The sequence below is a fragment of the Streptomyces sp. TM32 genome, assembly GCF_004122755.1.
GTDB lineage: Bacteria > Actinomycetota > Actinomycetes > Streptomycetales > Streptomycetaceae > Streptomyces > Streptomyces sioyaensis.
In genome coordinates, this window is the sequence record NZ_SDIG01000004.1 from 28,690 (window position 1) to 52,007 (window position 23,318).

Here is a 23,318-nt window from a genome sequence, read left to right on the forward strand (position 1 = left end):
GCGTGGGCGCCGCACGGGAGCTGTCGTCTCGCTCGCCGGCTCCCTTGGGGCGGGGACCGGCGAAAGTCTCCTGGTCAGTGCGTCTGCCGGACCGGGGTGGCTCCCTGGCTGATCGGCGACGCGACGACGGCGGTCCTACGCAGTACCTTCCCCGGCTGCCGGGGAGACCCCACTCGTCGCCTTCGCGGCACTCAGCCCGGCGGCCGTGGGTGGGGCGGCCGTGGCAGCGTCGCGGTCGGGCGCTAGCGGGTCGGTCACCGCGCCGGTCTCCTCATCGAGCAGCCCCTGCGCCAGCCTGGTCACCGCAGCGGGGACCGGCGGCGCCAGGTCGGCCGTAGCTCGGAGGCCGGACAGGACGTCGTCGGGTCGCACGGCAGGTGTCAGATGCCGAACAACCAGCCGCAGTATCGCACAGGCTTTGCCGTCGGGCCTATCGTCCACGGAACCGGCGGCCTCCAGCCGCGTCACCGCGGCCCGTGCGTCGAAGGTCCGCATGCCGCTCTTGGTGCGGCGCTCGACCTGCACCTCGTCGGCGGCGAGGAACGCCTCGACGGCGCGCCCGGCCTCCTCGGCGGCGACCCCGTCGAGCCGGATCTCCCACACCGAGGCCTCCAGCCGGTCGGCCAGGCCGGAGGTGCGCGCCTCGACGGCGTCGATCACATCGAGCCCGTCCGGGAGCGAGGTGTCGAGCAGTTCGCGAAGCGTGGCCGGATCGCGGCGCTCGGCGAGCTGGATCTCCAGGTACTCGGCCTCGCTGCCCGTGCCGGTCGGGGCGGCGTTGGCGTACGACACCTTGGGGTGCGGGGTGAAGCCCGCCGAATAGGCCATGGGGACCTCGGCGCGGCGCAGCGCCCGCTCGAAAGCGCGCTGGAAGTCGCGGTGGCTGGTGAACCGGAGGCGGCCGCGCTTGGTGTAGCGCAGTCGGATGCGCTGCACCGCCGGTGCGGGCGGCGGGCCTTCGGGCTGTCGCTTGCCCAGTGTTACTTCTCCTTGTGTGAGGGCGCTGCTGGACGCCACCCCCGTCCGTACGGGGACGGCCCGGAGGACGCCGTCCAGCGTCGCCCGGTCCGGATCACCCCCGCGCGGGCGGGGACACGTCGCGCCCGGACGTCTCACCTAGAGTACGTGCCCCGGAACCCCCTGGTTCCCGCCGGGGCACCACGGCCCTCGCCGGCCGCGGCTCCCGGGACGCCCCGAACAGGGCCCGCCCGATCTCCCGGCGGGTCTGCCGCACGGTCGCGCGCGCGGTCCGCAGCGCCTGCCGCACCGGCCGCCACAGGCCGTCCCGGATCACCTGCCCCACCGGCGTGAGCACCGTGCGGTACACCCAGCGGACCGGTTCGACGAGGGTCCACCGCAGCACCGCGGCCAGGAACCGGCCGAGGGCCCGGGACACGATCCCGGCGGTCCGCCAGCAGTGCCCCAGCGCCGCCCCGATTTCCCGGGCGAGCACCGTCACCACGGCGGCCAGCGCCCGCCCGGCCGGTCCCAGCACATACCGCCACAGGGCGGCCGCCGGCACGACCACGCTCCACCGGACGAGCGCGCCGAGCACCGCGCCGAGGCCCCGCAGCAGCCAGGCGAGACCGCGCCCGAGCGGCGCCAGCACGTAGGTGCCGAGCCACCGGGCGGGCACCACGACCAGATACCGCACCAGCCACCCCACGACCGCGCCGATCCCCCGGCCGGCCGGCGCCAGCACCCACCGCCACAGCCAGGCCGCCGGCGCGACGACGAGCGTGCGCCAGAGCCACCTGAGCGGGGCGACGACGAGGGTGTGCCGGACCCAGGCCAGCGGACGCACGACCAGGGTGGGCCAGAGCCGGGCCAGGCCGCGGCCGAGCGGAGACAGCGCGGACCGGTGGACGGCCCTGGCCGCTGCGGTCAGCACGTCCCACACCAGCCGCACCGGCACCACGAGGACGAGCACCACGATCCGCACCGGTACCCGGACCACCGTGGTCACACAGCCTTCGCCCGGCTCGTACCGGGCCGGCCCCCGTTCGCTGCCGATGGGCTCCATCCGTCTCTCCCCCTGGTGCTTCGGCGCGTCAGCCGCGCCGGTGCGATTCCTGCCCGGCGGCGGGGGCCGCCGCGTGGATCCAGTAGCGCAGCTTCTCCGCCCGCTGGTCCTCCAGGACCCCGCCGCAGGCCTCGATGACCTTACGTGAGCCGATGTTGGTGTCGTCGCAGGTCACCAGCACCGGGTCGATGCCCAGTTCGTGGTGGGCGACCGGCAGCGCGGCGCGCAGCATCGCGGTGGCATGACCGCGGCGACGGGCGCCGGGACGTACGGCGTAGCCGATGTGGCCGCCGTAATCGAGGAGCGAGGGGGTGAGGCCGTGCCGGAAGGTGACCCGGCCGAGGTAGCTGCCGTCCGCCACCCACCACCGGGTGGACTTCGCGACCACGCCGTCCGCGCGCTCGTCCCTCGCGACCCCGCCGGTCAGCTCCACGTACGCGGCGAACCCCTCGGCGCTGCGCCAGCGGGTGGCCCAAGTCCGCAGCTCGCCGGCCAGGTTGGAGTGCGGTACGGCCTCCGCGCCGTCGGCGCGGAATTCCTCCATCGCGGCGAGGAAGGAGGCGTGGACCTCGACGGTGGGGGCGATGAGCTGTGGTTCTGCCATCGGCTCATGGTGCCCGAGCACGCGACGGCCCGGCCACGCGGGGTGCGCGGGCCGGGCCGAAGGGGCGTACGGCAGGGGCTACTTGACGACGGTCAGCGGCAGCAGCTTCTTGCCGGTGGGGCCGATCTGGATGTCGAGGTCCAGCTGCGGGCACACGCCGCAGTCGAAGCACGGGGTCCAGCGGCAGTCCTCGACCTCGGTCTCGTCGAGGGCGTCCTGCCAGTCCTCCCAGAGCCAGTCCTTGTCGAGACCGGAGTCCAGGTGGTCCCAGGGCAGGACCTCCTCGTACTCGCGCTCGCGGGTGGTGTACCAGGCGACGTCCACGCCGAACGCGGGCAGTGTCTCCTCCGCGGCCTTCATCCAGCGGTCGTAGGAGAAGTGCTCGCGCCAGCCGTCGAAGCGGCCGCCGCCCTCGTAGACGGCGCGGATGACCGAGCCGACGCGGCGGTCGCCGCGCGAGAGCAGGCCCTCGACGATGCCGGGCTTGCCGTCGTGGTAGCGGAAGCCGATGGAGCGGCCGTACTTCTTGTCACCGCGGATCTTGTCGCGGAGCTTTTCGAGCCGGGCGTCGGTCTCCTCCGCCGACAGCTGCGGCGCCCACTGGAACGGGGTGTGCGGCTTGGGTACGAAGCCGCCGATGGAGACCGTGCAGCGGATGTCGTTCTGCCCGGAGACCTTGCGGCCCTCGGCGATGACGTTGACCGCCATGTCGCCGATCTGCAGGACGTCCTCGTCGGTCTCGGTCGGCAGACCGCACATGAAGTACAGCTTCACCTGCCGCCAGCCATTGCCGTAGGCGGTGGAGACGGTCCGGATCAGGTCCTCTTCGGAGACCATCTTGTTGATGACCTTGCGCATCCGCTCCGAGCCGCCCTCGGGCGCGAAGGTCAGGCCCGAGCGACGGCCGTTGCGCGTCAGCTCGTTGGCAAGATCGACGTTGAAGGCGTCGACCCGGGTCGACGGCAGCGACAGGCCGATCTTGTCTTCCTCGTACCGGTCGGCGAGGCCCTTCGCGATGTCGCCGATCTCGGTGTGGTCCGCGGAGGACAGCGACAACAGGCCGACCTCCTCGAATCCCGTGGCCTTCAGGCCCTTGTCCACCATCTCGCCGATGCCGGTGATGCTTCGCTCCCGTACGGGGCGCGTGATCATGCCGGCCTGGCAGAAGCGGCAGCCGCGGGTGCAGCCGCGGAAGATCTCGACCGACATCCGCTCATGGACGGTCTCGGCCAGGGGGACGAGCGGCTGCTTGGGGTAGGGCCACTCGTCCAGGTCCATGACGGTGTGCTTGGACACCCGCCACGGCACGCCGGAGCGGTTCGGCACGACGCGGGAGATCCGCCCGTCGGCCAGGTACTCGACGTCGTAGAACTTGGGGACGTAGACGCTGCCGGTCTTGGCGAGGCGGAGCAGCAGCTCGTCGCGCCCGCCGGGGCGGTCCTCCTGCTTCCAGGCACGGATGATCTCGGTGATCTCCAGCACCGCCTGCTCGCCGTCGCCCACGACCGCGCAGTCCAGGAAGTCCGCGATCGGTTCCGGGTTGAAGGCCGCGTGGCCGCCGGCGAGGACGATCGGGTGGTCCTCCGTGCGGTCCTTGGCCTCCATCGGGATGCCGGCCAGGTCCAGCGCCGTGAGGAGGTTGGTGTAGCCCAGCTCGGTCGAGAAGGAGACACCCAGGACGTCGAAGGCGCCGACGGGGCGGTGCGCGTCGACCGTGAACTGCGGGACGTGGTGCTCACGCATCAGGGCTTCGAGGTCCGGCCACACGCTGTAGGTGCGCTCGGCCAGCACGCCCTCGCGCTCGTTGAGGACCTCGTAGAGGATCATGACGCCCTGGTTGGGCAGACCGACCTCGTACGCGTCCGGGTACATGAGCGACCAGCGGACGTCGCAGGAGTCCCAGTCCTTGACGGTGGAGTTCAGCTCACCGCCGACATACTGAATGGGCTTCTGCACATGCGGGAGCAGGGCCTCGAGCTGCGGGAAGACCGACTCGGCAGACATCTGGAACCTTCGTGAGCTGGCAGGGGCGACTCTCAAGCGTAACCGCTCGGAGCCACCCCCCAGCACGGCGACCGGAGACCCCCGCGGTGGCGGGGAACACAGGTCACGGCCGGAGCGCGGCCCGGTGCTTACGGCGCGATGCCTTCCGCCACACGTCCGGCAGCGCCCGTTCCCGGTCCGCCGCCAGGGCCTCCTCGCGCCCATGGAGCAGGCCGAAGGTGAAGCCGCCCTCGCCGGCCTGCTGGGCCTGGGTCGCCAGCTCGCGCAGTGCGGCGCGGGCCACGACGCTGTCCTGGTGGTCGCCGAGCAGCTGCTGCACCCGCTTGACGCGCCGGGCGAACTTCTTCGCCGGGCGGCCGAGCGCGGGGCGGGCCGCCTCGGCCGCGTACCGGGCCCGCTTGGCGGCCTTGCGGGCGCCATGCAGCGCCTCGTCCCGCGCCTGTCCGGCCGGGGCGGCCAGCGCGGCCTCCACGCGGCCGGCCAGCCGCCGGTAGTCCTTCAGCACGGCCCGGGCGACCACCTCGGGCGCCGGGCGGGCGGCGGCCGGGCGCAGCGGCGGTGCCTCCAGGAGCGCGTGCAGCGTCTTCAGCAGGGAGAGGTAGCGGGGCCCGTCCAAGACGGCCAGCAGGTGTTCGCGCGCGCCGGCCCGGCGCCGCTCGGACCAGATGCGCAGCCGGGCGTCCACGGGGCCGAGCCGCAGCTCCCGGGGCACCCCGGCGAGCCCGGCCCGCAGCCGTTCGGTGAGTACCTCCCGGTCGCGTTCCACGCCCAACTCCGCGGCCAGCCACTTGAGTTCGGTGCCGATGGGCAGGGTGACGCCGCGGTCGAGCACCTTGGTGTACGAGCGGAAGGCGCTGCGCAGCCGGCGGGTGGCGACCCTCATCTGGTGGACCGAGTCGGGCAGATCGCGGCGTACCGCCGGATCCAGCTCGATGATCGTCCGCACCTGCTCGCGGGCATAGCGCAGGACGACGTCGCCGGCGGTGTCGCCGCCCTTCCCGGAGCCCGCGGCCCCGCGCTTCCCGGAGCCCTTGCCGGAGCCGTGGGCGGGGCGCCCGTCCGGCCCGTGACCGTCGTGCCCTGCCGGCGCCTCGCGCCGCAGGCCCGTCTCGGCCAGCGCCCGCGCCAGCTTCGAGGCGGCGGAGGCGGGGCGCACCCCCGCCGCGGTCAGCTCCCGGCCGACCGCGTCCAGCAGCCCGGGGGCGCCGTCACCGGCGAGCTCGACCTCGATCTCGTGCCACCGGGCCTTGGCCGGCGCCGATTTCGCCTTCCGGGGCCCCTCGGGCGCCGCGGCCCGCCGCGCGCGCACCGCGTCCACCGCGATCTCCGCGAGCGGCGCGCCCTGGGCGTCCCGCAGCACCTGGACGGTGCGGTGGGTGCGCAGCCGTACGACGGGGACCAGCTCGCGGTCCAGCAGCCGGGAGCGCAGGAGCGCGGTGAGTTCCGGGGGCGGGGTGTCGGACAGCGGGGCTCGTACCTCGTCCCGCACGCCGGGCGCGACCGGCAGCTTCAGATGCCAGCCCGCGTCCTTGCCGCCGGTGCGCCTGCGCAGGGTGATGCCCTCCGCGGCCAGGCACAGGCCGGCGGTGTCGTAGTAGACGGCGTCCAGGTCCTCGGTGCCCGCCTCCGCCACGGTGGCAATCGCGTCGACCCCGGCCAGGTCGGGCAGCCGCGTGGACTGGTCGGCCTCGTACTTCCGCTCGATCTCCCGCACGGTGTCCGCCATGCCTCGAATGTAGTCATCCCGGCCCGCCCAGGACCACCCATCGGAGCGCCGAAACCGCCGCCCGGTGGCCGGTATCCGCTCGGGCGGGTAGCACGCACCGCAGGCAGTGACTTACTGTGTGTGACGAGTCGGACACGCAGAGTGGCACCGGCCACGCACTCGACCCCTTCGGGGAGGGAGACACCCGTGTACCCCCAAGCCGCCCCCGTCACCCGGGCACCCCTCCACGTCTCGGCGGGTGCCCGCCCGTATCTCCTGACCACACCGAGCGAACCGACCGCCCCGAAGACCGCCCGCGACTTCGTCCGTGCGGTGCTGCGCCCCACCCGCCTCGGCCCGCTCCTCGACACCGCGGTGCTGCTCACCTCGGAGGCGGTGACCCGCTGCCATCTGCACACCCCGCGGTCCGCGGACATCCTGCTGCGGATCCTGACCGCCGGGCACGGCCTGCGGATCAGCGTCCATGACACGGCGCCGGTCCGCATTCCGCGCCCGGCCCCGCCGGAGGGTGAGCAGGGAGCCGATCACGGGTTGCTGCTGGCCGGCCACCTCGCCGACGCCTGGGGGACGACGCCGTGCGAGGGGCCGCGGGCCACCGCCCTGTGGTTCGAGCTGTATCTCGGGCCGTGACGGCGCTCAGCGGGAGGCCGACAGCGGCCGCTGGACGCGGATCGACTGCAGCAGCCCTATCGCGATCCAGACCGCGAACATGGAGGTGCCGCCGTAGGAGACGAACGGCAGCGGGAGGCCGGTGACGGGCATGATGCCGAGCGTCATGCCGATGTTCTCGAAGGACTGGAAGGCAAACCACGCGATGATGCCGGCGGCGGCGATGGTGCCGTAGAGCTCGGTGGACTCGCGGGCGATCCGGCAGGCGCGCCACAGCACGATGCCGAGCAGGACGATGATCAGGCCCGCGCCCAGGAAGCCGAGTTCCTCACCGGCGACGGTGAAGATGAAGTCGGTCTGCTGCTCGGGGACGAACTGGCCGGTGGTCTGGCTGCCGTGGAACAGGCCGGAGCCGGTCAGCCCGCCGCCGCCGATCGCGATCCGGGCCTGGTTGGTGTTGTAGCCGACACCGGCCGGGTCGAGGCTCGGGTTGGCGAACGCGGCGAAGCGGGCGATCTGGTAGTCGTCGAGCAGACCGAGCTGCCAGATGGCCACGCAGCCGACGACGCCCGTGCCGACCAGCCCCAGGATCCAGCGGTTGGAGGCGCCCGAGGCGAGCAGGACACCGAGGATGACGGCGCCGAGCACCATGACCGAACCGAGGTCCGGCATCAGCAGGATGACGGCGACCGGCACGGCGGCCAGGCCGAGGGCCTGGACGACGGTGCGGTGGTCGGGGTGCGGGCGGTCGCCCGCGTCGACCCGGGAGGCCAGGATCATCGCCATACCGAGGGTGATGGTGATCTTCGCGAACTCGGCGGGCTGGAGCGAGAATCCGCCGGGGATCGCCAGCCAGGAGCGCGAGCCGTTGATGGTCGCGCCCAGAGGGGTCAGCACCAGCAGCGCCAGCACGACCGACAGGGCGTACAGGATCGGGATCGCGCCGCGCAGGGTGCGGTGGCCGAGCCAGATCGTGCCGGCGGCCAGCGCCAGGCCGATGCCGGTGTTGAGGAGATGGTGCAGGAAGAAGAAGTACTCGTCGTCGTGGTTGAGCCTGGTGCGGTTGCGGGTGGCGGAGAAGACCAGCACCGAGCCCATGAGCGACAGCGCCAGACAGGACAGCAGCAGCAGCCAGTCCAGCTTGCGCACCACCGAGTCACGCGCCGTCAGCTTGCCCCAGGTGCCGAGCTCGGGGGTGTAGCGCCGGATCGAGAACGCCCGGGAGGTGTGGCTGGACGTCATCGTGGGCTCTCCGATGCGGACGGCGACGGCGACGGCGGGGCGTACGGCTTGATGGGCTGGGCCTCGATGGAGCCATCACCCTCGATCTTGGGCAGCCTGGCCTCCGGCCGCGGGAGCAGGGCGGCCTTCGGGTCGATCCCGCCCTTCTCGTCGACCCCGTAGAGCGCGTTGTAGATGTTGCGCACGGCGGGGCCGGAGGCGCCGGAACCCGTACCACCCTGGGAGATGGTCATGACGATCGTGTAGTCCTTGGTGTACGTCGCGAACCACGAGGTGGTCTGCTTGCCGTAGACCTCGGCCGTACCGGTCTTGGCGTGCATCGGGATCTTGTCCTGCGGCCAGCCGCCGAACCGCCAGGCGGCGGTACCCCGGGTGGCGACGCCGGCGAGGGCGCCGTCCATCTGCCCGAGGGTCTTCTTCGACACCGGCAGCTTGCCGTGCGAGTGCGGCTGGATCCGCTGGATGTGCTTGCCGTCGGGGCTGACGATGGCCTTGCCGACGGTCGGGTCGTAGAGCGTGCCGCCGTTGGCGATCGCGCCGTAGATGGTCGCCATCTGGATCGGGGTGACGAGGGTGTCGCCCTGGCCGATGGCGTAGTTGATCGAGTCGTAGGCGTGCAGCTTCATGCCCTCCAGGCAGCCCTCACGGGCGAGCTTGGTGCCGAAGTCCTTCTTCTTCGGCCAGGCCTTGGCCTGCTCGCACCAGCCGGCCTTGTTGGCCCGCCAGAACGCGTTCTTCCACTTGCGGTCCGGGACCCGGCCCCTGACCTCGTTGGGGAGGTCGATCCCGGTCTCCTTGCCGAGGCCGAACTGGTGGGCGGTCTTGTAGAACCAGTCGTTGGGGTCCTTCTTGGGCTTGTCGCCGCCGTCCTTCTTCCACTCCTCGTGCGAGAGCCGGTAGAAGACGGTGTCGCAGGAGACCTCCAGCGCCCGGCCCAGGCTGATGTCGCCGTGGCCCTCGCCCTCGAAGTTCTTGAAGACCTGGCCGCCGATGCTGTACGAGCTGGTGCAGGGGTAGTGGCCGTTGAAGTCGTAGCCCGCGTTGACCGCGGCCGAGGTCGAGATGACCTTGAAGATCGAGCCGGGGGCGGCCTGTCCCTGGATCGCGCGGTTCAGCAGCGGGTAGTTGGAGTCCTTGCCGGTGAGGTGGGCGTAGTCCTTGCCGGAGATCCCGCCGACCCAGGCGTTGGGGTCGTAGCTGGGGTTGGAGGCCATCGCCACCACCCGGCCGGTCTTCGCCTCCATGACGACCACGGCACCCGAGTCGGCCTTGTAGTTGGTGCCGGTGTTCTTGTCGAAGTTCTTGCGGGCGTCCTTTATGGCCTGGTCCAGCTGCTTTTCCGCTACGGCCTGCACACGGGCGTCGACGCTGGTGACGACGCTGGCCCCGGCCCGGCCCTTCTCGCTGTTGGCCTGGCCGATGACCCGGCCGAGGTTGTCGACCTCGTAGCGGGTGACGGCGGCCTTGCCGCGCAGCGCGTTGTCGTACGTGCGCTCCAGACCGGACCGGCCGATCTGGTCGGAGCGCAGCAGCGGCGAGCGGGTGTCCTTGGCCTTGTTGATCTCGGCGTCGGTGACCGGCGAGAGATAGCCCAGCACCTGGGCGGTGTTGGCGTTGCCGGGGGCGGCGTAGCGGCGGACGGCGGTGGGCTCGGCGCTGATGCCGGGGAAGTCCTCGGAGCGCTCCCGGATCTGGAGCGCCTGCTGGGTGGTGGCCTCGTCGGTGATCGGGATCGGCTGGTAGGGCGAGCCGTTCCAGCAGGGCTGCGGCGTCTTGGAGTCGCACAGCCGGACCTTGTTGCGGATCTCCTTCTCGGACATCCCGAGCACCCTGGCGAGCCGGCCGAGCACGGCCTTCCCGTCGTCCTTCATCTTCAGCAGGTCGGTGCGGCTCGCGGAGACGACCAAACGGGTCTGGTTGTCGGCCAGCGGCACCCCGCGGGCGTCGAGGATGGAGCCGCGGGTGGCGGGCTCGACGACCTGCTGGACGTGGTTGCTCTTGGCCTCGTCGGCGTACTCCTGGCCATTGCGGATCTGCAGATACCAGAGCCGGCCGCCGAGGGTGACCAGCAGGGAGAAGACCAGGATCTGGATCGCGATGAGCCGGACGGTGACCCGGGAGGTCCGGGTTTCCGGGAGATTACTCATGGCGCGCGGCGCCTCCATGAGAGGTGGTGGTCGGAAGGAGACGGGCGGGCGTCACAGTCGCTTGACCCCCTTGATGCGGCCCACCTTGTCGCGGGCGGACTTGCCGAGCAGACTGCCGCGCTGGCTGCCGATGCGGGCCCCGGCGCGCAGGGACTTCATGGCGCCGCGGCTGGCCTTGAGGCCGGTGCCGGTGGTGAGCCAGCCGTACCCGAGGTCGCCGGCGGAGCCGCCCGAGCTGCCGGAGCCGTCGCCGGCCAGCAGATCGCTGTCCGTGCGGCGCGCCAGCGCCATCACCAGCGGGACGGTGAAGGGGGCCAGCAGCAGGTCGTAGAGGGTGGCGCTGAGCAGCAGACCGACGATGCCGACGTGCCGGGCGGCGGTGTCGCCGACCAGCGCGCCGACGCCGGCGTACATCAGCGTCGAGCCGATGGCCGCCCCGATGACGACGAGCAGCGGCAGCGTCGCCGAGCGGTGCCGGCCGGAGTCCGGTCTGGTCAGGCCCGCGGCGTAGCCGATGACGCAGAGCACGAGTGCATAGCGGCCGATGGCGTGGTCGGACGGCGGGGCGAGGTCGGCCAGCAGCCCGGCGAAGAAGCCGACGAGTGCGCCGCCGACGTGGCCGTAGACCAGCGCCAGGCCGACCACCACGAGCAGCAGCAGGTCCGGTACCGCGCCGGGCAGTTGGAGCCGGGCCAGGATGGTGACCTGGACGACGAGGGCGACGACCACCAGCGGGGCCGAGAGCAGGATCCGGTTGATGCGCATCGGTCAGCTCCTGGGAGAAGCGCTCGCGGAGGGGGAGGCCGTGACGGTGACCGTCGGCGTCGGCTTGGGCTTGGCGGGCCGGGGCGGCAGCACGGTGTCGCGCGGGTCCTCGCGGGGCGGCTGGACCACGACGCCGACGATGTCGAGCTGGGAGAAGGCGACGTACGGCCGGACCTGGAGGGTGCGGGTCAGATCGCCGTTGAACGGCTCGACCCGGACGACCTTGCCGACCGGAACGCCGGGCACGAACGGCTTGTCCTTGCTGGACCCGAAGGTGACCAGCCGGTCGCCCTTCTTGATGTTGGCCCGGCCGTTGAGGAGCTGCACCCGCAGCGAGCGGACGCCCTGCCCGTTGGCGAAGCCGATCTCGTTGGTCTTCTCCATGCGGGTGCCGACGGTGAAGTCGGGGTCGGCGGCCAGCAGCACGGTGGAGGTGCTGGGGCCGACCGTGGTGACCCGGCCGACCAGGCCGTCGCCGTTGAGCACGGTCATGTCGCGGGCGATGCCGTCGCGGCTGCCGGCGTCGATGGTGATGGTCCAGGAGAAGCCCTGGGCCGAGCCGATGGCGATGACCTGGGCGCCCTTGATGGCGTACTGACCGGTGCCCGCGGTCTTGAGGATCTTGTCGAGCTCGGCGGCGCGGCTGCGGTTGCGGTCGGAGGAGCCGAGCTTGGCCTTCAGCGCCTCATTCTCGTGCTCCAGCGTGCTGATCCGGTCGTGCCGCCGCCCGGAGTCGCGTACGGCGCCGACGGCGTTGCCGACCGGGTCGACGGCGCGGGCGACACCGTTTTCGACCGGCCCGAAGGCGGAGGCGGCGGCGTGCCGGGCACCATCGAGCGGGGACTGTTCGCCGCCGCGGATATCGACCGTGATCAGCGCGAACGCGATCGCGACCAGCAGCACCAGCAGCAGCCGGCTCTCTCGTGTGTCCCTCACGTGCGGCGGCCGTGTCCTTCCTCGTAGGACCGGCCGGCTGCGGGCCCCGCCGGTCTCGTTCGGGAGTTGAGCGTTGTGCCTGATGTGACGGCGCCGGATGGTGAAGCGTCAGGCGTCGTGTCTGTCGGGATGTGTGCCTGTATATCAGCGATCCGGCGGACGGATCGGCCGCTGTCGCCGTACGGCCCGGCCGCCGCGGACGCCGAGACGGCCGCGGGTCGGGTCGGGTCGGGGCGGGCGGTTGTTACCTGCGCGGCTGGGAGTCGAGGACCTGCTGGAGCGCCTCGAACTCCTCGACGCACTTGCCGGAGCCCAACGCGACGGAGTCGAGCGGGTCCTCGGCGATGTGGATGGGCATACCGGTCTCGCGGCGCAGCCGCTCGTCGAGGCCGCGGAGCAGGGCGCCGCCTCCGGTGAGCACGATGCCGCGGTCCATGACGTCACCGGACAGCTCCGGCGGGCACTTGTCGAGGGTCGTCTTGACCGCGTCGACGATGGAGTTGACCGGCTCCTCGATGGCCTTGCGGACCTCGGCGGCCGAGATCACGACGGTCTTCGGGAGGCCGGAGACCAGGTCACGGCCGCGGATCTCGGTGTGCTCGTCCTGTTCGAGGTCGTACGCCGAACCGATGGTGATCTTGATGCTCTCGGCGGTGCGCTCGCCCAGCAGAAGGCTGTACTCCTTCTTGATGTGCTGGATGATCGCGTTGTCGAGCTCATCGCCGGCCACCCGGATGGACTGGGCGGTGACGATGCCGCCGAGCGAGATGACCGCGACCTCGGTCGTACCGCCGCCGATGTCCACGACCATGTTGCCGGTGGCCTCGTGGACCGGCAGACCGGATCCGATCGCGGCGGCCATCGGCTCCTCGATGATGTGCACCTGGCGCGCGCCGGCCTGGGTCGAGGCCTCGATGACCGCACGGCGTTCGACTCCGGTGATGCCGGAGGGCACACACACCACGACCCGGGGGCGGGCCAGATAGCGCCGCTTGTGGATCTTGAGGATGAAGTAGCGGAGCATCCGCTCGGTGATCTCGAAATCGGCGATCACGCCGTCTTTCAGGGGCCGTACGGCGACGATGTTGCCGGGCGTGCGCCCGATCATCTTCTTCGCCTCAGCACCCACCGCGAGAATGCCGCCGGTGTTGGTGTTGATGGCCACGACCGACGGCTCGTTGAGAACGATTCCGCGGCCCCTGACGTACACCAGCGTGTTGGCGGTCCCGAGGTCGACAGCCATGTCACGGCCGATGAACGACATGTTGTTCCCCATGAGGATACGTCTGGCCTTCCCAACTGGAGCGAATGCTTACTGGAGGTCGGCAGGAGGTGATGCGCTGCGAGGCGCGGAAGCCTCCATGGTAGTTCGTAGTGCGCCCACTCGAACACGTCGGGAGGCTGTTCCGCCATTGTCAGCCGTACACGTACCCGGCCCCCTCAATGGTGACGTCGTGTCGCGGTGATGCGTTCCCCCGATCGTGTCGTATACACCAAAGGGCGACCGATGATTTTCTCGGTCGCCCCTGGTCACGAGGGGTGTACAGCTGACGATACGTCAGGAAATCCCGGGGAAGAAAATCTTGATCTCACGCTCGGCGGACTCTTCGGAATCCGAGGCATGGATCAGATTCTCCCGGGTGATCGTTCCGAAGTCCCCACGAATGGACCCACTCGGCGCGGCAATCGGGTCAGTCGGACCGGCCAGCGCCCGCACGCCCTCGATCACCCGCTCGCCCTCGACGACCAGCGAGACCACCGGGCCGGAGGACATGAACGCGACCAGCGGCTCGTAGAACGGGCGGCCGACGTGCTCGGCGTAGTGCTGTTCGAGGAGGGCCCGGTCGAGGGTCCGCATCTCCAGCGCGCTGATCGTCCAGCCGGCCTTCCGCTCGATCCGGCCGAGAATCTCGCCGATCAGACCGCGCTGGACGGCGTCGGGCTTGAGGAGGACGAGGGTGCGCTGGCTCACGGAGGGACTCCCTGGATATGAACAATGGTCAGCGGGTGCACTGAGGCTACAGGGGCGCCGCCACCGGCCTTCACCCGCCCACCCGGCAGGCTCGCGCGGCGGATCACGCCCGTGCGGACGTGACCTCGCCGCACCGCCGGAGGGTCAGCCCGCCGTCGGCGCCTCGGCCGCCCAACGGGCCTTCGCCTCGTCGATCTTGCGGCCGAAGTGGACCGACGCCCACCACAGGGCCGCGAAGACCGCGCCGAGAAAGAACATCGTCGGGACCACGAAGCCGCTGGCGATCAGGGCGAACTGCAGCAGCCAGCCGAGCTGGACACCACCCGGACGGGTCAGCATCCCGCACAGCAGGACGCTCAGCAGCATGGCGATCCCGCTGACCGTCCAGATCGTGGCCGTCGGGAGGGCGGACATCTGCATCGCCACCAGCCCGGCGAAACCGATCACGAAGAATTCACCGATCAGGGTGCTGGCACACAGCGTGCGCACGGTCAGCCCCTTCCCATCAGCAGCCGGGCCTCGCCGACCGTGATCACCGAGCCGGTCACCAGCACACCCGCGCCGGAGAACTCGCCCTCCTCCTCGGCGAGGGTGATCGCCGCCTCCAGCGCGTCGTCGAGCCGCGGCTCGACCTGGACCCGCTCGGCGCCGAAGACCTCGACCGCCACGGCCGCCAGCTCGTCCGGATCCATCGCACGTTGGCTGGAATTACGCGTCACCACGATCTCGGCGAAGATCGGCTCGAACGCCTCCAGGAAGCCCCGTACGTCCTTGTCCGAACTGGCACCGACGACGCCCACCAGCCGGCTGAACCCGAAGGCCTCGGTGACCGCCTCGGCGGCCGCCCGCGCACCGGCCGGATTGTGCGCCGCGTCCAGCACGACCGTGGGGCTGCGCCGCACGACCTCCATCCGGCCCGGCGAGGTCACGGCGGCGAACGCGGAGCGGATGGTGTCGATGTCGAGGGTGCGGGCGTGTTCCGACCCGACGCCGAAGAACGCCTCGACCGCGGCGAGCGCCACCGCGGCGTTGTGCGCCTGGTGGGCGCCGTACAGCGGAAGGAAGATCTCCGGATACTCGCCGCCCAGCCCGCGCAGGGTCAGCATCTGGCCGCCGACCGCGACCTCACGGGAGGTGACCCCGAACTCCATGCCCTCCCGGGCGACCGTGGCGTCCACCTCGACCGCGCGCTTGAGCATCACCGACGCCGCGTCCACCGGCTGCTGGGCCAGCACGACCGTGGCGTCCTTCTTGATGATCCCGGACTTCTCGCCGGCGATCTGCTCGGGCGTTTCCCCCAGGCGGTCGGTGTGGTCCAGCGCGATCGGGGTGATGACGGCGACATCGCCGTCGATCACGTTGGTCGCGTCCCAGGTGCCGCCCATGCCGACCTCGACGACCGCGATGTCCACGGGGGTGTCCGCGAAGGCGGCGTACGCCATCGCCGTCAGCACCTCGAAGAACGACAGGCGGTACTCCTGCTGGCCGTCGACCATCTCCACATACGGGGCGATGTCGCGGTAGGTCTCGATGAAGCGCTCGGCGGAGATCGGCGCGGCGTCCAGGCTGATCCGCTCGGTGATCGACTGGACGTGCGGGCTGGTGTAGCGGCCGGTGCGCAGATCGAAGGCGGACAGCAGGGCCTCGATCATCCGGGCGGTGCTGGTCTTGCCGTTGGTGCCGGTGATGTGGATGGACGGGTACGCCCGCTGGGGCGAACCGAGGATGTCCAGCAGCGCCGCGATGCGCTGCACCGAGGGGTCGAGCTTGGTCTCGCCCCAGCGGCCGGCCAGCTCCTCCTCGACGGCGCGCAGCGCACGGTCGACCTCGGGGTCGGCCGGCCGGGCCGGGATCCCGTCCCCCTGCGGCGGCCCGGCCTGGGCACGCAAGGTCCGGCTGCCGGCCTCGATCACCGCGAGGTCGGGGTCACGGTCGGTCTCCGCCTCGACCAGTTCGTCGAAGGCGTCGTTCGGGTCGGGGTCGTCGTTTTCGGGGCGCTCGCTCACGCCGACCAGTCTACGAGGCCCCTCTGACAGCGGTGCGCTGTGCTGCCTGTGCCGATACCGAGCAGTTACCCCCGGTGCCGGGCGGCGCGGCCCGGACCCGGACCGCGGGCGTACGCCGGCGCCGCCCCCGGCCGGACCCCGATCCACCGGACAGGCCCTACGGCAGCGCCGCCTTCATCATGGCCCGCGCGATCGGGGCCGCCAGACCGTTGCCGGAGACCTCGTTGCGGGCGGCGTGCCCGTCCTCGACCATCACGGCCACCGCCACCTGGTGCCCCTTACCGTCCTCGGCGTACGAGACGAACCAGGCGTAGGGCGTACCACTGTTGTCGACGCCGTGCTGGGCGGTACCGGTCTTGGCGCCGACGGTCCGTCCGTCGATCTTCGCGCCGGACGCCGTGCCCTTGTCCACGACCGTCTGCATCGCCGACCGCAGCTGCTCGGCGGTACGCCCCGACATGGCCTTGCGGTACGTCTTCGGCCCGTTCTCCTGGACGGTGTTGCCGCCGCCGTCGGTCAGCTTGTCGACCAGCTGCGGGGTCTTCAGGTCGCCGCCGTTCTGGATGGCCGCGGTGACCATCGCCATCTGGAGCGGGGTGGCCTGGTCGTCGAACTGGCCGATCCCGGACAGCGCGGTCTGCGCCTCGTCCATGTCACCGGGGTAGACGCTCTTGGCGGCCCGTACCGGGGTGTCGACCTTGCCGTCGTTGAAGCCGAGCTTCTCGGCCTGCGCCTTGACCTTGTCCTTGCCCAGGTCGACGGCCATCTTCGCGAAGACGGTGTTGCAGGAGTACTGGAGCGCGGTGCGGATGTTCGCGTTCTTGCAGGGCGCGGAGGCGTTCTCGTTGGGGAGCTTGGTGCGGGTGTGCGGGAGGGTGTACGGGTCGGGGCTGTCGGTGGGCTCGTCCACCGAGGAGTACAGGCCGTTCTCCAGCGCGGCCGCGGCGACCACCAGCTTGAAGGTGGAGCCCGGCGGCAGCGGCTGCCGCAGCGCCCGGTTGACCTGGGGGTCGTCCGGGTCGGCGGACATCTGCTGCCACGCCTTCTGGTCGGCGGCCGACGACCCGGAGAACTTCCCGGGGTCGTACGACGGCGTGCTGACCATGCCGAGGATCCGCCCGGTGGCCGGGTCCATGGCGACGGCCGCGCCCTTCTTGCCGCCCAGCGCCCGGTAGCCGGCCTGCTGCACCTTCGGATCGATGGTGGTGGCCACGTCGCCGCCCTTGGCCCGGTCGCGGGTCAGCGCGTCGGCAGGGCTCTGCAGCCGGCTGTCGGAGCCGTCGAGGAGGTCGCCGTAGAGGCTCTCCAGTTGGTTGCTGCCGTAGATCTGCGAGCTGAACCCGGTCACCGGCGCATACAGCGGGCCGTCCTTGTAGGTCCGCTTGTACTTGAGCGTCGAGGACGTGGCGGCGGAGCCGGTGACCGGCTCCCCGCCGACGAGGATGTTGCCCAGCGGCGCGGAGTACTTGCCGATCGCCACCCGCGGATTGTGCGGGTCCTCCTTGTAGTCGCTGGCCTTCGCGCCCTGAATCCAGGTGGCCCAGCCCATCAGCGCGAGGATCAGCGCCAGACAGAAGACCGCGGCCCGTCGCAGGGGTTTGTTCATGGGGCGCGGCTCCTCCGTACGGGACGTGCGATGCGGCCGGAACGTCGGTATTCCGGCATTCCGGTACACCGTGCCTCGGCTTCATGAGAGCCCGATGAGAACGGCCGTCGCGCGCCCGACGGGTCAACGTTCCGTCGCGTTTCCCCCTCTTCCACGGCGGGTTGTGGGCAGCCCCGGATGATCAATACGGCGGCCGACCGGGAAGGCAGGAGCTGAAGAGGAGTGCCGGCAATCAGTCAGCGGATGCATTTGATCCTGCTCACCGCCTGGACCGTGCTGTGGTTCGTCCTCGTGGAACCGCACGGCGGATTCTCCTGGCACTATCTGCGCGCCGGCGGCCAACTGATCTACCAGGACCCCTCCGGCCACGGCACCGGCGGGCTCAATCTCTACGCGCACCACCCCGAGCTCCAGATGGGTCCGCTCAGTTTTCTGACGGCCGGCCTGTTCAACCCGTTCCCCGAGGTCATCGGGCAGTTTCTCGCCGCGGCCCTGATGTCGCTGCTCGGCCTGGTCATCCTGGTGCTGGCCGGCCGCAGCGCCGCGCACCACTTCCTGGGCACCGGCACCAACCACCAGCGGCTGCGCCAGCGCGTGCTGATCGCCGGACTGGCCTTCATCCCCATGTGGATCGAGGTCGCGGTCCGCTTCGGGCATCTCGACGACGTCCTCGCGCTGTTCTTCACCGCCCTCGCGGTCCGCGCCGTCACCCGCGGCGACGCCGCCCTCACCGGCGTCTGCCTGGCCCTGGCGATGGATTCCAAGCCCACCGCCCTCGCCTTCCTCCCGCTGCTGCTCGCCCTGCCGCGGGAGAAGTGGCTGCGGGCCGGCCTGTGGTGCGCGGGCCTGGTGGCCGTCGCCTGGCTGCCGTTCTTCCTGGGCGACTCGCACTCCTTCGCCGCGGCGCAGTTCGCCATCCCCAACCAGCCGGCGTCCGCCCTGCGCTGGCTGGGCGTCGGCGACCCGAAGACCCCCGGCTGGGACCGCCCCGCCCAGGCCGCCCTGGGGCTCGTGCTGGGCGCCCTCGCCGTCTGGCGCGGCCGCTGGGCGGCGGTGGTGCTGCTGGGGGCCAATGCCCGGATCGTCCTCGACCCGAGCGTCTACACGTACTACACGGCGTCCGTGCTGCTCGGCACCCTGCTCTGGGACGTCATCGGCCAGCGCCGGCTGGTGCCCTGGTGGAGCTGGCTGGGCCTGCTCGTCCTCTACGGCAGCGTCTTCGCGGTGCCCGACGACGCCGCCCGCGGCCTGCTCCGGCTGGCGTTCGTGGCCGTCTCGACGGCGTACGTCCTGCTCTGGCCGGTACGGGAACGCGGGCGGCGGGGCCGGCGACGGCGCAGGCCCCCCGCCCGTACGGACGAGGGGCCTGCGCAGCGCGGTCCCCAGGAGGGCGGCTCGGCTCCCGGGCCGCCCACGGACCCGGCGGCTACGCCGTGGGCAGGGCCGCCAGCTGCGCCGTGATCCGGACGATGTCCGCCTCCGCGGCCTCCAGCCGGCCGCGGATCTTCTCCACGACCTTCTCCGGGGCCTTGGCAAGGAACGCCTCGTTGCCGAGCTTGCCGGTGGCCTGTGCCTTCTCCTTCTCCGCCGCCGCCAGGTCCTTCGTCAGCCGCTTGCGCTCCGCCTCGACGTCGATGGCTCCGGAGAGATCCAGGGCCACCGTGGCGCCCGCGACCGGCAGCGAGGCGGTCGCGCTGAAGCCGTCACCCGCCGGCTGCAGCCGCAGCAGCGAGCGCATCGCGGCCTCGTGCGCCGCCAGCGCCGTACCGGACAGGTCCAGCCGCGCCGGGACCTTCTGGCCGGGCTGCAGCCCCTGGTCGGAGCGGAAGCGCCGGACCTCGGTGACGACCTGCTGCACCGTCTCGATCTCCCGCTCGGCAGCCGCGTCCCGGAAGCCGGAGTCCTTCGGCCAGTCGGCGATGACGACCGACTCCCGGCCGGTCAGCGTCGTCCACAGGGTCTCGGTGACGAACGGCACGATCGGGTGCAGCAGCCGCAGCGTGACGTCCAGCACCTCGCCCAGCACCCGGCGCGAGACCTCGGCGGCCGGTCCGCCCGCCTGGAACGTGGTCTTGGACAGCTCGACGTACCAGTCGAAGACCTCGTCCCACGCGAAGTGGAAGAGGGTGTCCGACAGCTTCGCGAACTGGTAGTCGTCGTAGTACGCGTCGACCTCGGCGACGACCGAGTTCAGCCGGGAGAGGATCCACCGGTCGGTCGCCGACAGCTGCTCGGCGGGCGGGAGTTCGCCCTCGACCGTCGCCCCGTTCATCAGCGCGAAGCGGGTGGCGTTCCAGATCTTGTTGGCGAAGTTGCGCGAGCCCTGGACCCAGTCCTCGCCGATCGGGACGTCGACGCCCGGGTTCGCCCCGCGCGCCAGCGTGAACCGGACGGCGTCCGAGCCGTAGGCATCCATCCAGTCCAGCGGATTGACCGCGTTCCCGAAGGACTTGGACATCTTCTTGCCGAACTGGTCACGGACCATGCCGTGCAGCGCGATGGTGTGGAACGGCGGGGTGCCGTCCATCGCGTACAGCCCGAACATCATCATCCGGGCGACCCAGAAGAAGAGGATGTCGTAGCCGGTGACCAGGACGGAGTTCGGATAGAACTTCTCGACGCTCGGGGTCTGTTCGGGCCAGCCGAGGGTGGAGAACGGCCACAGGCCGGACGAGAACCAGGTGTCCAGGACGTCGGTGTCCTGGGTCCAGCCCTCGCCGGTGGGTGCCTCGTCGTCCGGGCCGACGCAGACGACCTCACCGTTCGGGCCGTACCAGACGGGGATCCGGTGGCCCCACCACAACTGCCGTGAGATGCACCAGTCGTGGAGGTTGTCGACCCAGCCGAAGTAGCGGGACTCCATCTCCTTGGGGTGGATCGCGACCTTGCCGTCGCGGACCGCGTCCCCCGCGGCCTTCGCCAGCGGGCCGACCTTGACCCACCACTGCATCGACAGCCGCGGCTCGATGGTGGTCTTGCAGCGCGAGCAGTGCCCGACGGAGTGGGTGTACGGGCGCTTCTCGGCGACGATCCGGCCGTCGGCGCGCAGCGCACCGACGATCGCGGAACGGGCCTCGAAGCGGTCCAGGCCCTGGAAGGGGCCGTGTGCCGTGATGACGCCGCGCTCGTCGAGGACGGCGAGGTTGGGCAGGTCGTGCCGGCGGCCGATCTCGAAGTCGTTGGGGTCGTGGGCCGGGGTGACCTTGACCGCGCCGGTGCCGAACTCCGGGTCGACGTGCTCGTCGGCGACGACCGGGATCCGGCGGCCGGTCAGCGGCAACTCGATCTCGGTGCCGACGAGATGGGCGTAGCGCTCGTCCTGCGGGTGGACCGCGACCGCGGTGTCGCCGAGCATCGTCTCGGCGCGGGTCGTCGCCACCACGATGGAGTTGTCGCCCTCGCCGTACCGGATGGAGACGAGCTCGCCGTCGTCGTCCTGGTACTCGACCTCGATGTCCGAGATCGCGGTCAGACAGCGCGGGCACCAGTTGATGATGCGCTCGGCGCGGTAGATCAGCTCGTCGTCGTAGAGCCGCTTGAAGATCGTCTGGACGGCCTTGGTCAGGCCCTCGTCCATGGTGAAGCGCTCCCGCGACCAGGCGACGCCGTCGCCGAGCCGGCGCATCTGCCCGGAGATCTGGCCGCCGGACTCGCTCTTCCACTGCCAGACCCGCTCGACGAACGCCTCACGACCCAGGTCGTGCCGCGAGACGCCCTCCTTGGCGAGTTCGCGCTCGACGACGTTCTGGGTGGCGATACCGGCGTGGTCCATGCCCGGCTGCCAGAGCGTCTCGTAGCCCTGCATGCGCTTGCGGCGGGTGAGCGCGTCGATCAGCGTGTGCTCGAAGGCGTGCCCCAGGTGCAGGGAGCCGGTGACGTTCGGCGGCGGAATGACGATGGTGTACGGCGGCTTGTCGCTCTTCTCGTCCGCCTCGAAGTAGCCCCGCTCTACCCAGCGCTCGTACAGCGGCCCCTCTACCTCGGCCGGCGTGTACTGAGTCGGCAGTTCGGGGGCGCTGTGGTTGCTCTGCTGAGTGTTCTCGGTCACGACGGACAGTGTACGGGCGCGGATGTCGCGGCTTCGAATCGGTTTCGCCCCCGGCGCCACGGCTGTCGGCGGCGTCGTACAGGATGTCGGCAGCGCATAAACATCAGAACTTCACACGCAGCACTCAACTGTCTTCAGTTGTCACGAGGGGAACCGCTCCATGAGCTTCAACCAGCCGCCTCCCGGCCCGTACGGCCAGCAGCCCCCGCAGCCGGGCCCGTACGGCCAGCCGCAGCAGCCGCCGGCCCCGCAGCCGGGCTACGGCTACCCGCAGCAGGGCGGCCAGGTGCCCGGACAGCAGGGTTACGGCTACCCCCCGCAGGCCCCGCAGGCCCCGCAGGCCCCGCAGGCCCCGCAGCAGGGTTACGGCTACCCCCAGCAGCCCGCCCAGCCCGGCTACGGCCAGCAGGCCCCGTACGGCGGCCAGCAGACCCCCTACGGCATGATCCCGCAGGGCGCCCCGGAGTCCGGCGGCAACGGCAAGAAGATCGGCCTGATCGCCGGCGCGGTCGCGGTCGTCGCGGCCATCGGCATCGGCGCGTACTTCGTCTTCGGCTCGGGCGGCGACGTGGCCCCTTACACAATCTCCCTCCCGAACAAGCTGCTGAACGGGGAGTACAGCAAGGCCCTCGGTTCCCCCGCCGGTGTCGTCAAGGACGTCTCGAACGACAAGGACGCCAAGGCGATGGGGATCACGGAGAGCAAGGCCGTCAGCGGCAAGTACGCCAACGTCGGCAAGCTCCAGCTCAATGTGGGGGGTGTCTACGGCAAGGTCGCCGATCCCGAGTCGGCCGTGGACCAGGCGTTCGCCAAGCTGGAAGAGGACCAGAAGAAGAACTCGGGAAACCAGGGCCTCAAGATCGAGACGGTCTCCGGGCCGACCGACTACTCACCGAGTGACTTCGACGGCGCGGTCATGAAGTGCAAGGAGCAGAAGCTCTCGGCCGCCCAGGGCGGCATGAACGTGTCGCTGAACTTCTCCATGTGCATCTGGGGCGACAACAGCGCGATCGGCACGGTCTCCGTGATTCCCACCCCGTCGCCCGGTGGGGAGAGCGCGAAGGCGCCCACCGCCGAGCAGTTGTCGGACATGACGGCGAAGGTCCGCAACGAGGTCCGCAAGGAGAAGTAGCCCCGGCCCACGCGGCCCATCGAGGCACCGAGGCGCTCGACGAGGAACCCTCGCCGAGCGCCTTCTGCGTGCCCCACGGCACCGCATCGAAAGCGCCGGCAGAGACTGGCCACAGCCTCACGGGCGCCACGAACGGGCCTGCCCCGCTGGTAACTTGCCCCTCGACCGACCAAGATTTTTTCACTTCAGGGGGAGAGTTGCCATGCGCAAGTCCATCCGTCGCATAGCGGCAGCAACCGGAGTGCTGATGGCGGGAGCCGCACTCCCGCTCGTCGTCACCGCTCCGGCCCAGGCCAGCACCGCGGACTGCACGGCCTACTTGAGCAGCAAGGGCTACATCGTGGGGAAGAAGGTGCTCACGATCTGCGAGGACTGGGCGACCGGCATCGGGGGCGCGATCCCGCCCCTGCCTTGCATGCAGCCTTTGGAGCGTCTCGGCGTCAAGGCGTCGCACGCCGAGGAAGCCTGCAACCGCGCGCAGTCCTGACCGCCGCAGCA

Annotated in this window: 19 protein-coding genes; 4 read left to right on the forward strand and 15 right to left on the reverse strand. The window is 71.0% G+C overall.

Annotation, left to right across the window (positions count from 1 at the left end; genetic code table 11):
- Nucleotides 1-135 precede the first annotated feature (135 nt).
- The 5 genes from EST92_RS01835 to EST92_RS01855 all read right to left on the reverse strand — a co-directional run bounded on the left by EST92_RS01835 (nt 136) and on the right by EST92_RS01855 (nt 6,357).
- Nucleotides 136-936, reverse strand: coding sequence for a TIGR03936 family radical SAM-associated protein (locus tag EST92_RS01835; protein WP_129279231.1), 801 nt, complete (start codon nt 934-936; stop codon nt 136-138).
- A 136-nt stretch (nt 937-1,072) separates the two neighbouring features.
- Nucleotides 1,073-2,023, reverse strand: a complete 951-nt coding sequence (locus EST92_RS01840; protein ID WP_129279232.1) for a hypothetical protein — start codon at nt 2,021-2,023, stop codon at nt 1,073-1,075.
- A 28-nt stretch (nt 2,024-2,051) separates the two neighbouring features.
- On the reverse strand, nt 2,052-2,627 hold the full coding sequence (locus tag EST92_RS01845; protein WP_129279233.1) for a GNAT family N-acetyltransferase: 576 nt from the start codon (nt 2,625-2,627) through the stop codon (nt 2,052-2,054).
- Nucleotides 2,628-2,705: 78 nt separating this feature from the next.
- Nucleotides 2,706-4,631: a TIGR03960 family B12-binding radical SAM protein gene (locus EST92_RS01850; RefSeq protein WP_129246334.1), complete on the reverse strand. Its 1,926-nt coding sequence runs from the start codon at nt 4,629-4,631 to the stop codon at nt 2,706-2,708.
- A gap of 103 nt (nt 4,632-4,734) precedes the next feature.
- Complete coding sequence (locus EST92_RS01855; protein ID WP_129279234.1) at nt 4,735-6,357, reverse strand: CYTH and CHAD domain-containing protein; 1,623 nt, start codon at nt 6,355-6,357, stop codon at nt 4,735-4,737.
- Nucleotides 6,358-6,543: 186 nt separating this feature from the next.
- Between EST92_RS01855 and EST92_RS01860 the strand changes: the two genes are divergently transcribed.
- A complete protein-coding gene (locus EST92_RS01860; protein ID WP_129279235.1) occupies nt 6,544-6,987 on the forward strand; it encodes an ATP-binding protein in 444 nt (147 codons plus the stop codon).
- Nucleotides 6,988-6,993: 6 nt separating this feature from the next.
- Here the strand turns inward: EST92_RS01860 and rodA are convergent, their stop codons facing one another.
- The 9 genes from rodA to EST92_RS01905 all read right to left on the reverse strand — a co-directional run bounded on the left by rodA (nt 6,994) and on the right by EST92_RS01905 (nt 17,640).
- Nucleotides 6,994-8,208 carry a rod shape-determining protein RodA gene (rodA, locus tag EST92_RS01865; protein WP_129279236.1) on the reverse strand — a complete coding sequence of 405 codons (1,215 nt, stop codon included), beginning with the start codon at nt 8,206-8,208 and terminating at the stop codon, nt 6,994-6,996.
- Complete coding sequence (gene mrdA, locus EST92_RS01870) at nt 8,205-10,355, reverse strand: penicillin-binding protein 2 (protein ID WP_129279237.1); 2,151 nt, start codon at nt 10,353-10,355, stop codon at nt 8,205-8,207. The genes rodA and mrdA overlap by 4 nt, the downstream gene beginning before the upstream one ends.
- 51 nt (nt 10,356-10,406) lie before the next feature.
- Nucleotides 10,407-11,120 (reverse strand): rod shape-determining protein MreD, encoded by a 714-nt coding sequence (mreD, locus tag EST92_RS01875; protein ID WP_129279238.1) that lies wholly within the window; start codon nt 11,118-11,120, stop codon nt 10,407-10,409.
- A gap of 3 nt (nt 11,121-11,123) precedes the next feature.
- Nucleotides 11,124-12,056 carry a rod shape-determining protein MreC gene (gene mreC / locus EST92_RS01880; RefSeq protein WP_129246345.1) on the reverse strand — a complete coding sequence of 311 codons (933 nt, stop codon included), beginning with the start codon at nt 12,054-12,056 and terminating at the stop codon, nt 11,124-11,126.
- A 244-nt stretch (nt 12,057-12,300) separates the two neighbouring features.
- The gene (locus EST92_RS01885) at nt 12,301-13,320 is read right to left on the reverse strand and encodes a rod shape-determining protein (protein WP_003985182.1); all 1,020 of its coding nucleotides are present in this window, start codon (nt 13,318-13,320) and stop codon (nt 12,301-12,303) included.
- Between the two features lie 294 nt (nt 13,321-13,614).
- Complete coding sequence (gene ndk, locus EST92_RS01890) at nt 13,615-14,028, reverse strand: nucleoside-diphosphate kinase (RefSeq protein WP_129246347.1); 414 nt, start codon at nt 14,026-14,028, stop codon at nt 13,615-13,617.
- 144 nt (nt 14,029-14,172) lie between these two features.
- Nucleotides 14,173-14,517, reverse strand: coding sequence for a DUF4233 domain-containing protein (locus EST92_RS01895; protein WP_129246349.1), 345 nt, complete (start codon nt 14,515-14,517; stop codon nt 14,173-14,175).
- Nucleotides 14,518-14,519: 2 nt separating this feature from the next.
- Nucleotides 14,520-16,034 (reverse strand): folylpolyglutamate synthase/dihydrofolate synthase family protein, encoded by a 1,515-nt coding sequence (locus EST92_RS01900; protein ID WP_129279239.1) that lies wholly within the window; start codon nt 16,032-16,034, stop codon nt 14,520-14,522.
- A gap of 157 nt (nt 16,035-16,191) precedes the next feature.
- Complete coding sequence (locus tag EST92_RS01905) at nt 16,192-17,640, reverse strand: penicillin-binding transpeptidase domain-containing protein (protein WP_129279240.1); 1,449 nt, start codon at nt 17,638-17,640, stop codon at nt 16,192-16,194.
- 243 nt (nt 17,641-17,883) lie between these two features.
- Between EST92_RS01905 and EST92_RS01910 the strand changes: the two genes are divergently transcribed.
- Entirely contained in the window at nt 17,884-19,101 is a 1,218-nt protein-coding gene (locus tag EST92_RS01910; RefSeq protein ID WP_129279273.1) for a hypothetical protein, read from the forward strand.
- On the opposite strand, the gene EST92_RS01915 is transcribed toward EST92_RS01910, so the two are convergent.
- On the reverse strand, nt 19,067-21,688 hold the full coding sequence (locus EST92_RS01915; RefSeq protein WP_129279241.1) for a valine--tRNA ligase: 2,622 nt from the start codon (nt 21,686-21,688) through the stop codon (nt 19,067-19,069). The genes EST92_RS01910 and EST92_RS01915 overlap by 35 nt on opposite strands.
- 160 nt (nt 21,689-21,848) lie before the next feature.
- Here EST92_RS01915 and EST92_RS01920 point away from each other — a divergent pair, with 160 nt between their 5' ends.
- A complete protein-coding gene (locus EST92_RS01920; RefSeq protein ID WP_129279242.1) occupies nt 21,849-22,820 on the forward strand; it encodes a hypothetical protein in 972 nt (323 codons plus the stop codon).
- 202 nt (nt 22,821-23,022) lie between these two features.
- Nucleotides 23,023-23,307 carry a hypothetical protein gene (locus EST92_RS01925; protein ID WP_093483215.1) on the forward strand — a complete coding sequence of 95 codons (285 nt, stop codon included), beginning with the start codon at nt 23,023-23,025 and terminating at the stop codon, nt 23,305-23,307.
- Nucleotides 23,308-23,318 lie beyond the last annotated feature (11 nt).

Bases quoted from the DNA above. Each gene is read 5' to 3' on its own strand.
- mrdA (WP_129279237.1), bottom strand. From the start codon at position 10,355: ATGAGTAATCTCCCGGAAACCCGGACCTCCCGGGTCACCGTCCGGCTC.
- EST92_RS01850 (WP_129246334.1), bottom strand. From the start codon at position 4,631: ATGTCTGCCGAGTCGGTCTTCCCGCAGCTCGAGGCCCTGCTCCCGCAT.
- mreD (WP_129279238.1), bottom strand. From the start codon at position 11,120: ATGCGCATCAACCGGATCCTGCTCTCGGCCCCGCTGGTGGTCGTCGCC.
- EST92_RS01845 (WP_129279233.1), bottom strand. From the start codon at position 2,627: ATGGCAGAACCACAGCTCATCGCCCCCACCGTCGAGGTCCACGCCTCC.
- EST92_RS01910 (WP_129279273.1), top strand. From the start codon at position 17,884: ATGCATTTGATCCTGCTCACCGCCTGGACCGTGCTGTGGTTCGTCCTC.
- EST92_RS01905 (WP_129279240.1), bottom strand. From the start codon at position 17,640: ATGAACAAACCCCTGCGACGGGCCGCGGTCTTCTGTCTGGCGCTGATC.
- EST92_RS01885 (WP_003985182.1), bottom strand. From the start codon at position 13,320: ATGTCGTTCATCGGCCGTGACATGGCTGTCGACCTCGGGACCGCCAAC.
- rodA (WP_129279236.1), bottom strand. From the start codon at position 8,208: ATGACGTCCAGCCACACCTCCCGGGCGTTCTCGATCCGGCGCTACACC.
- EST92_RS01855 (WP_129279234.1), bottom strand. From the start codon at position 6,357: ATGGCGGACACCGTGCGGGAGATCGAGCGGAAGTACGAGGCCGACCAG.
- EST92_RS01840 (WP_129279232.1), bottom strand. From the start codon at position 2,023: ATGGAGCCCATCGGCAGCGAACGGGGGCCGGCCCGGTACGAGCCGGGC.
- EST92_RS01920 (WP_129279242.1), top strand. From the start codon at position 21,849: ATGAGCTTCAACCAGCCGCCTCCCGGCCCGTACGGCCAGCAGCCCCCG.
- EST92_RS01925 (WP_093483215.1), top strand. From the start codon at position 23,023: ATGCGCAAGTCCATCCGTCGCATAGCGGCAGCAACCGGAGTGCTGATG.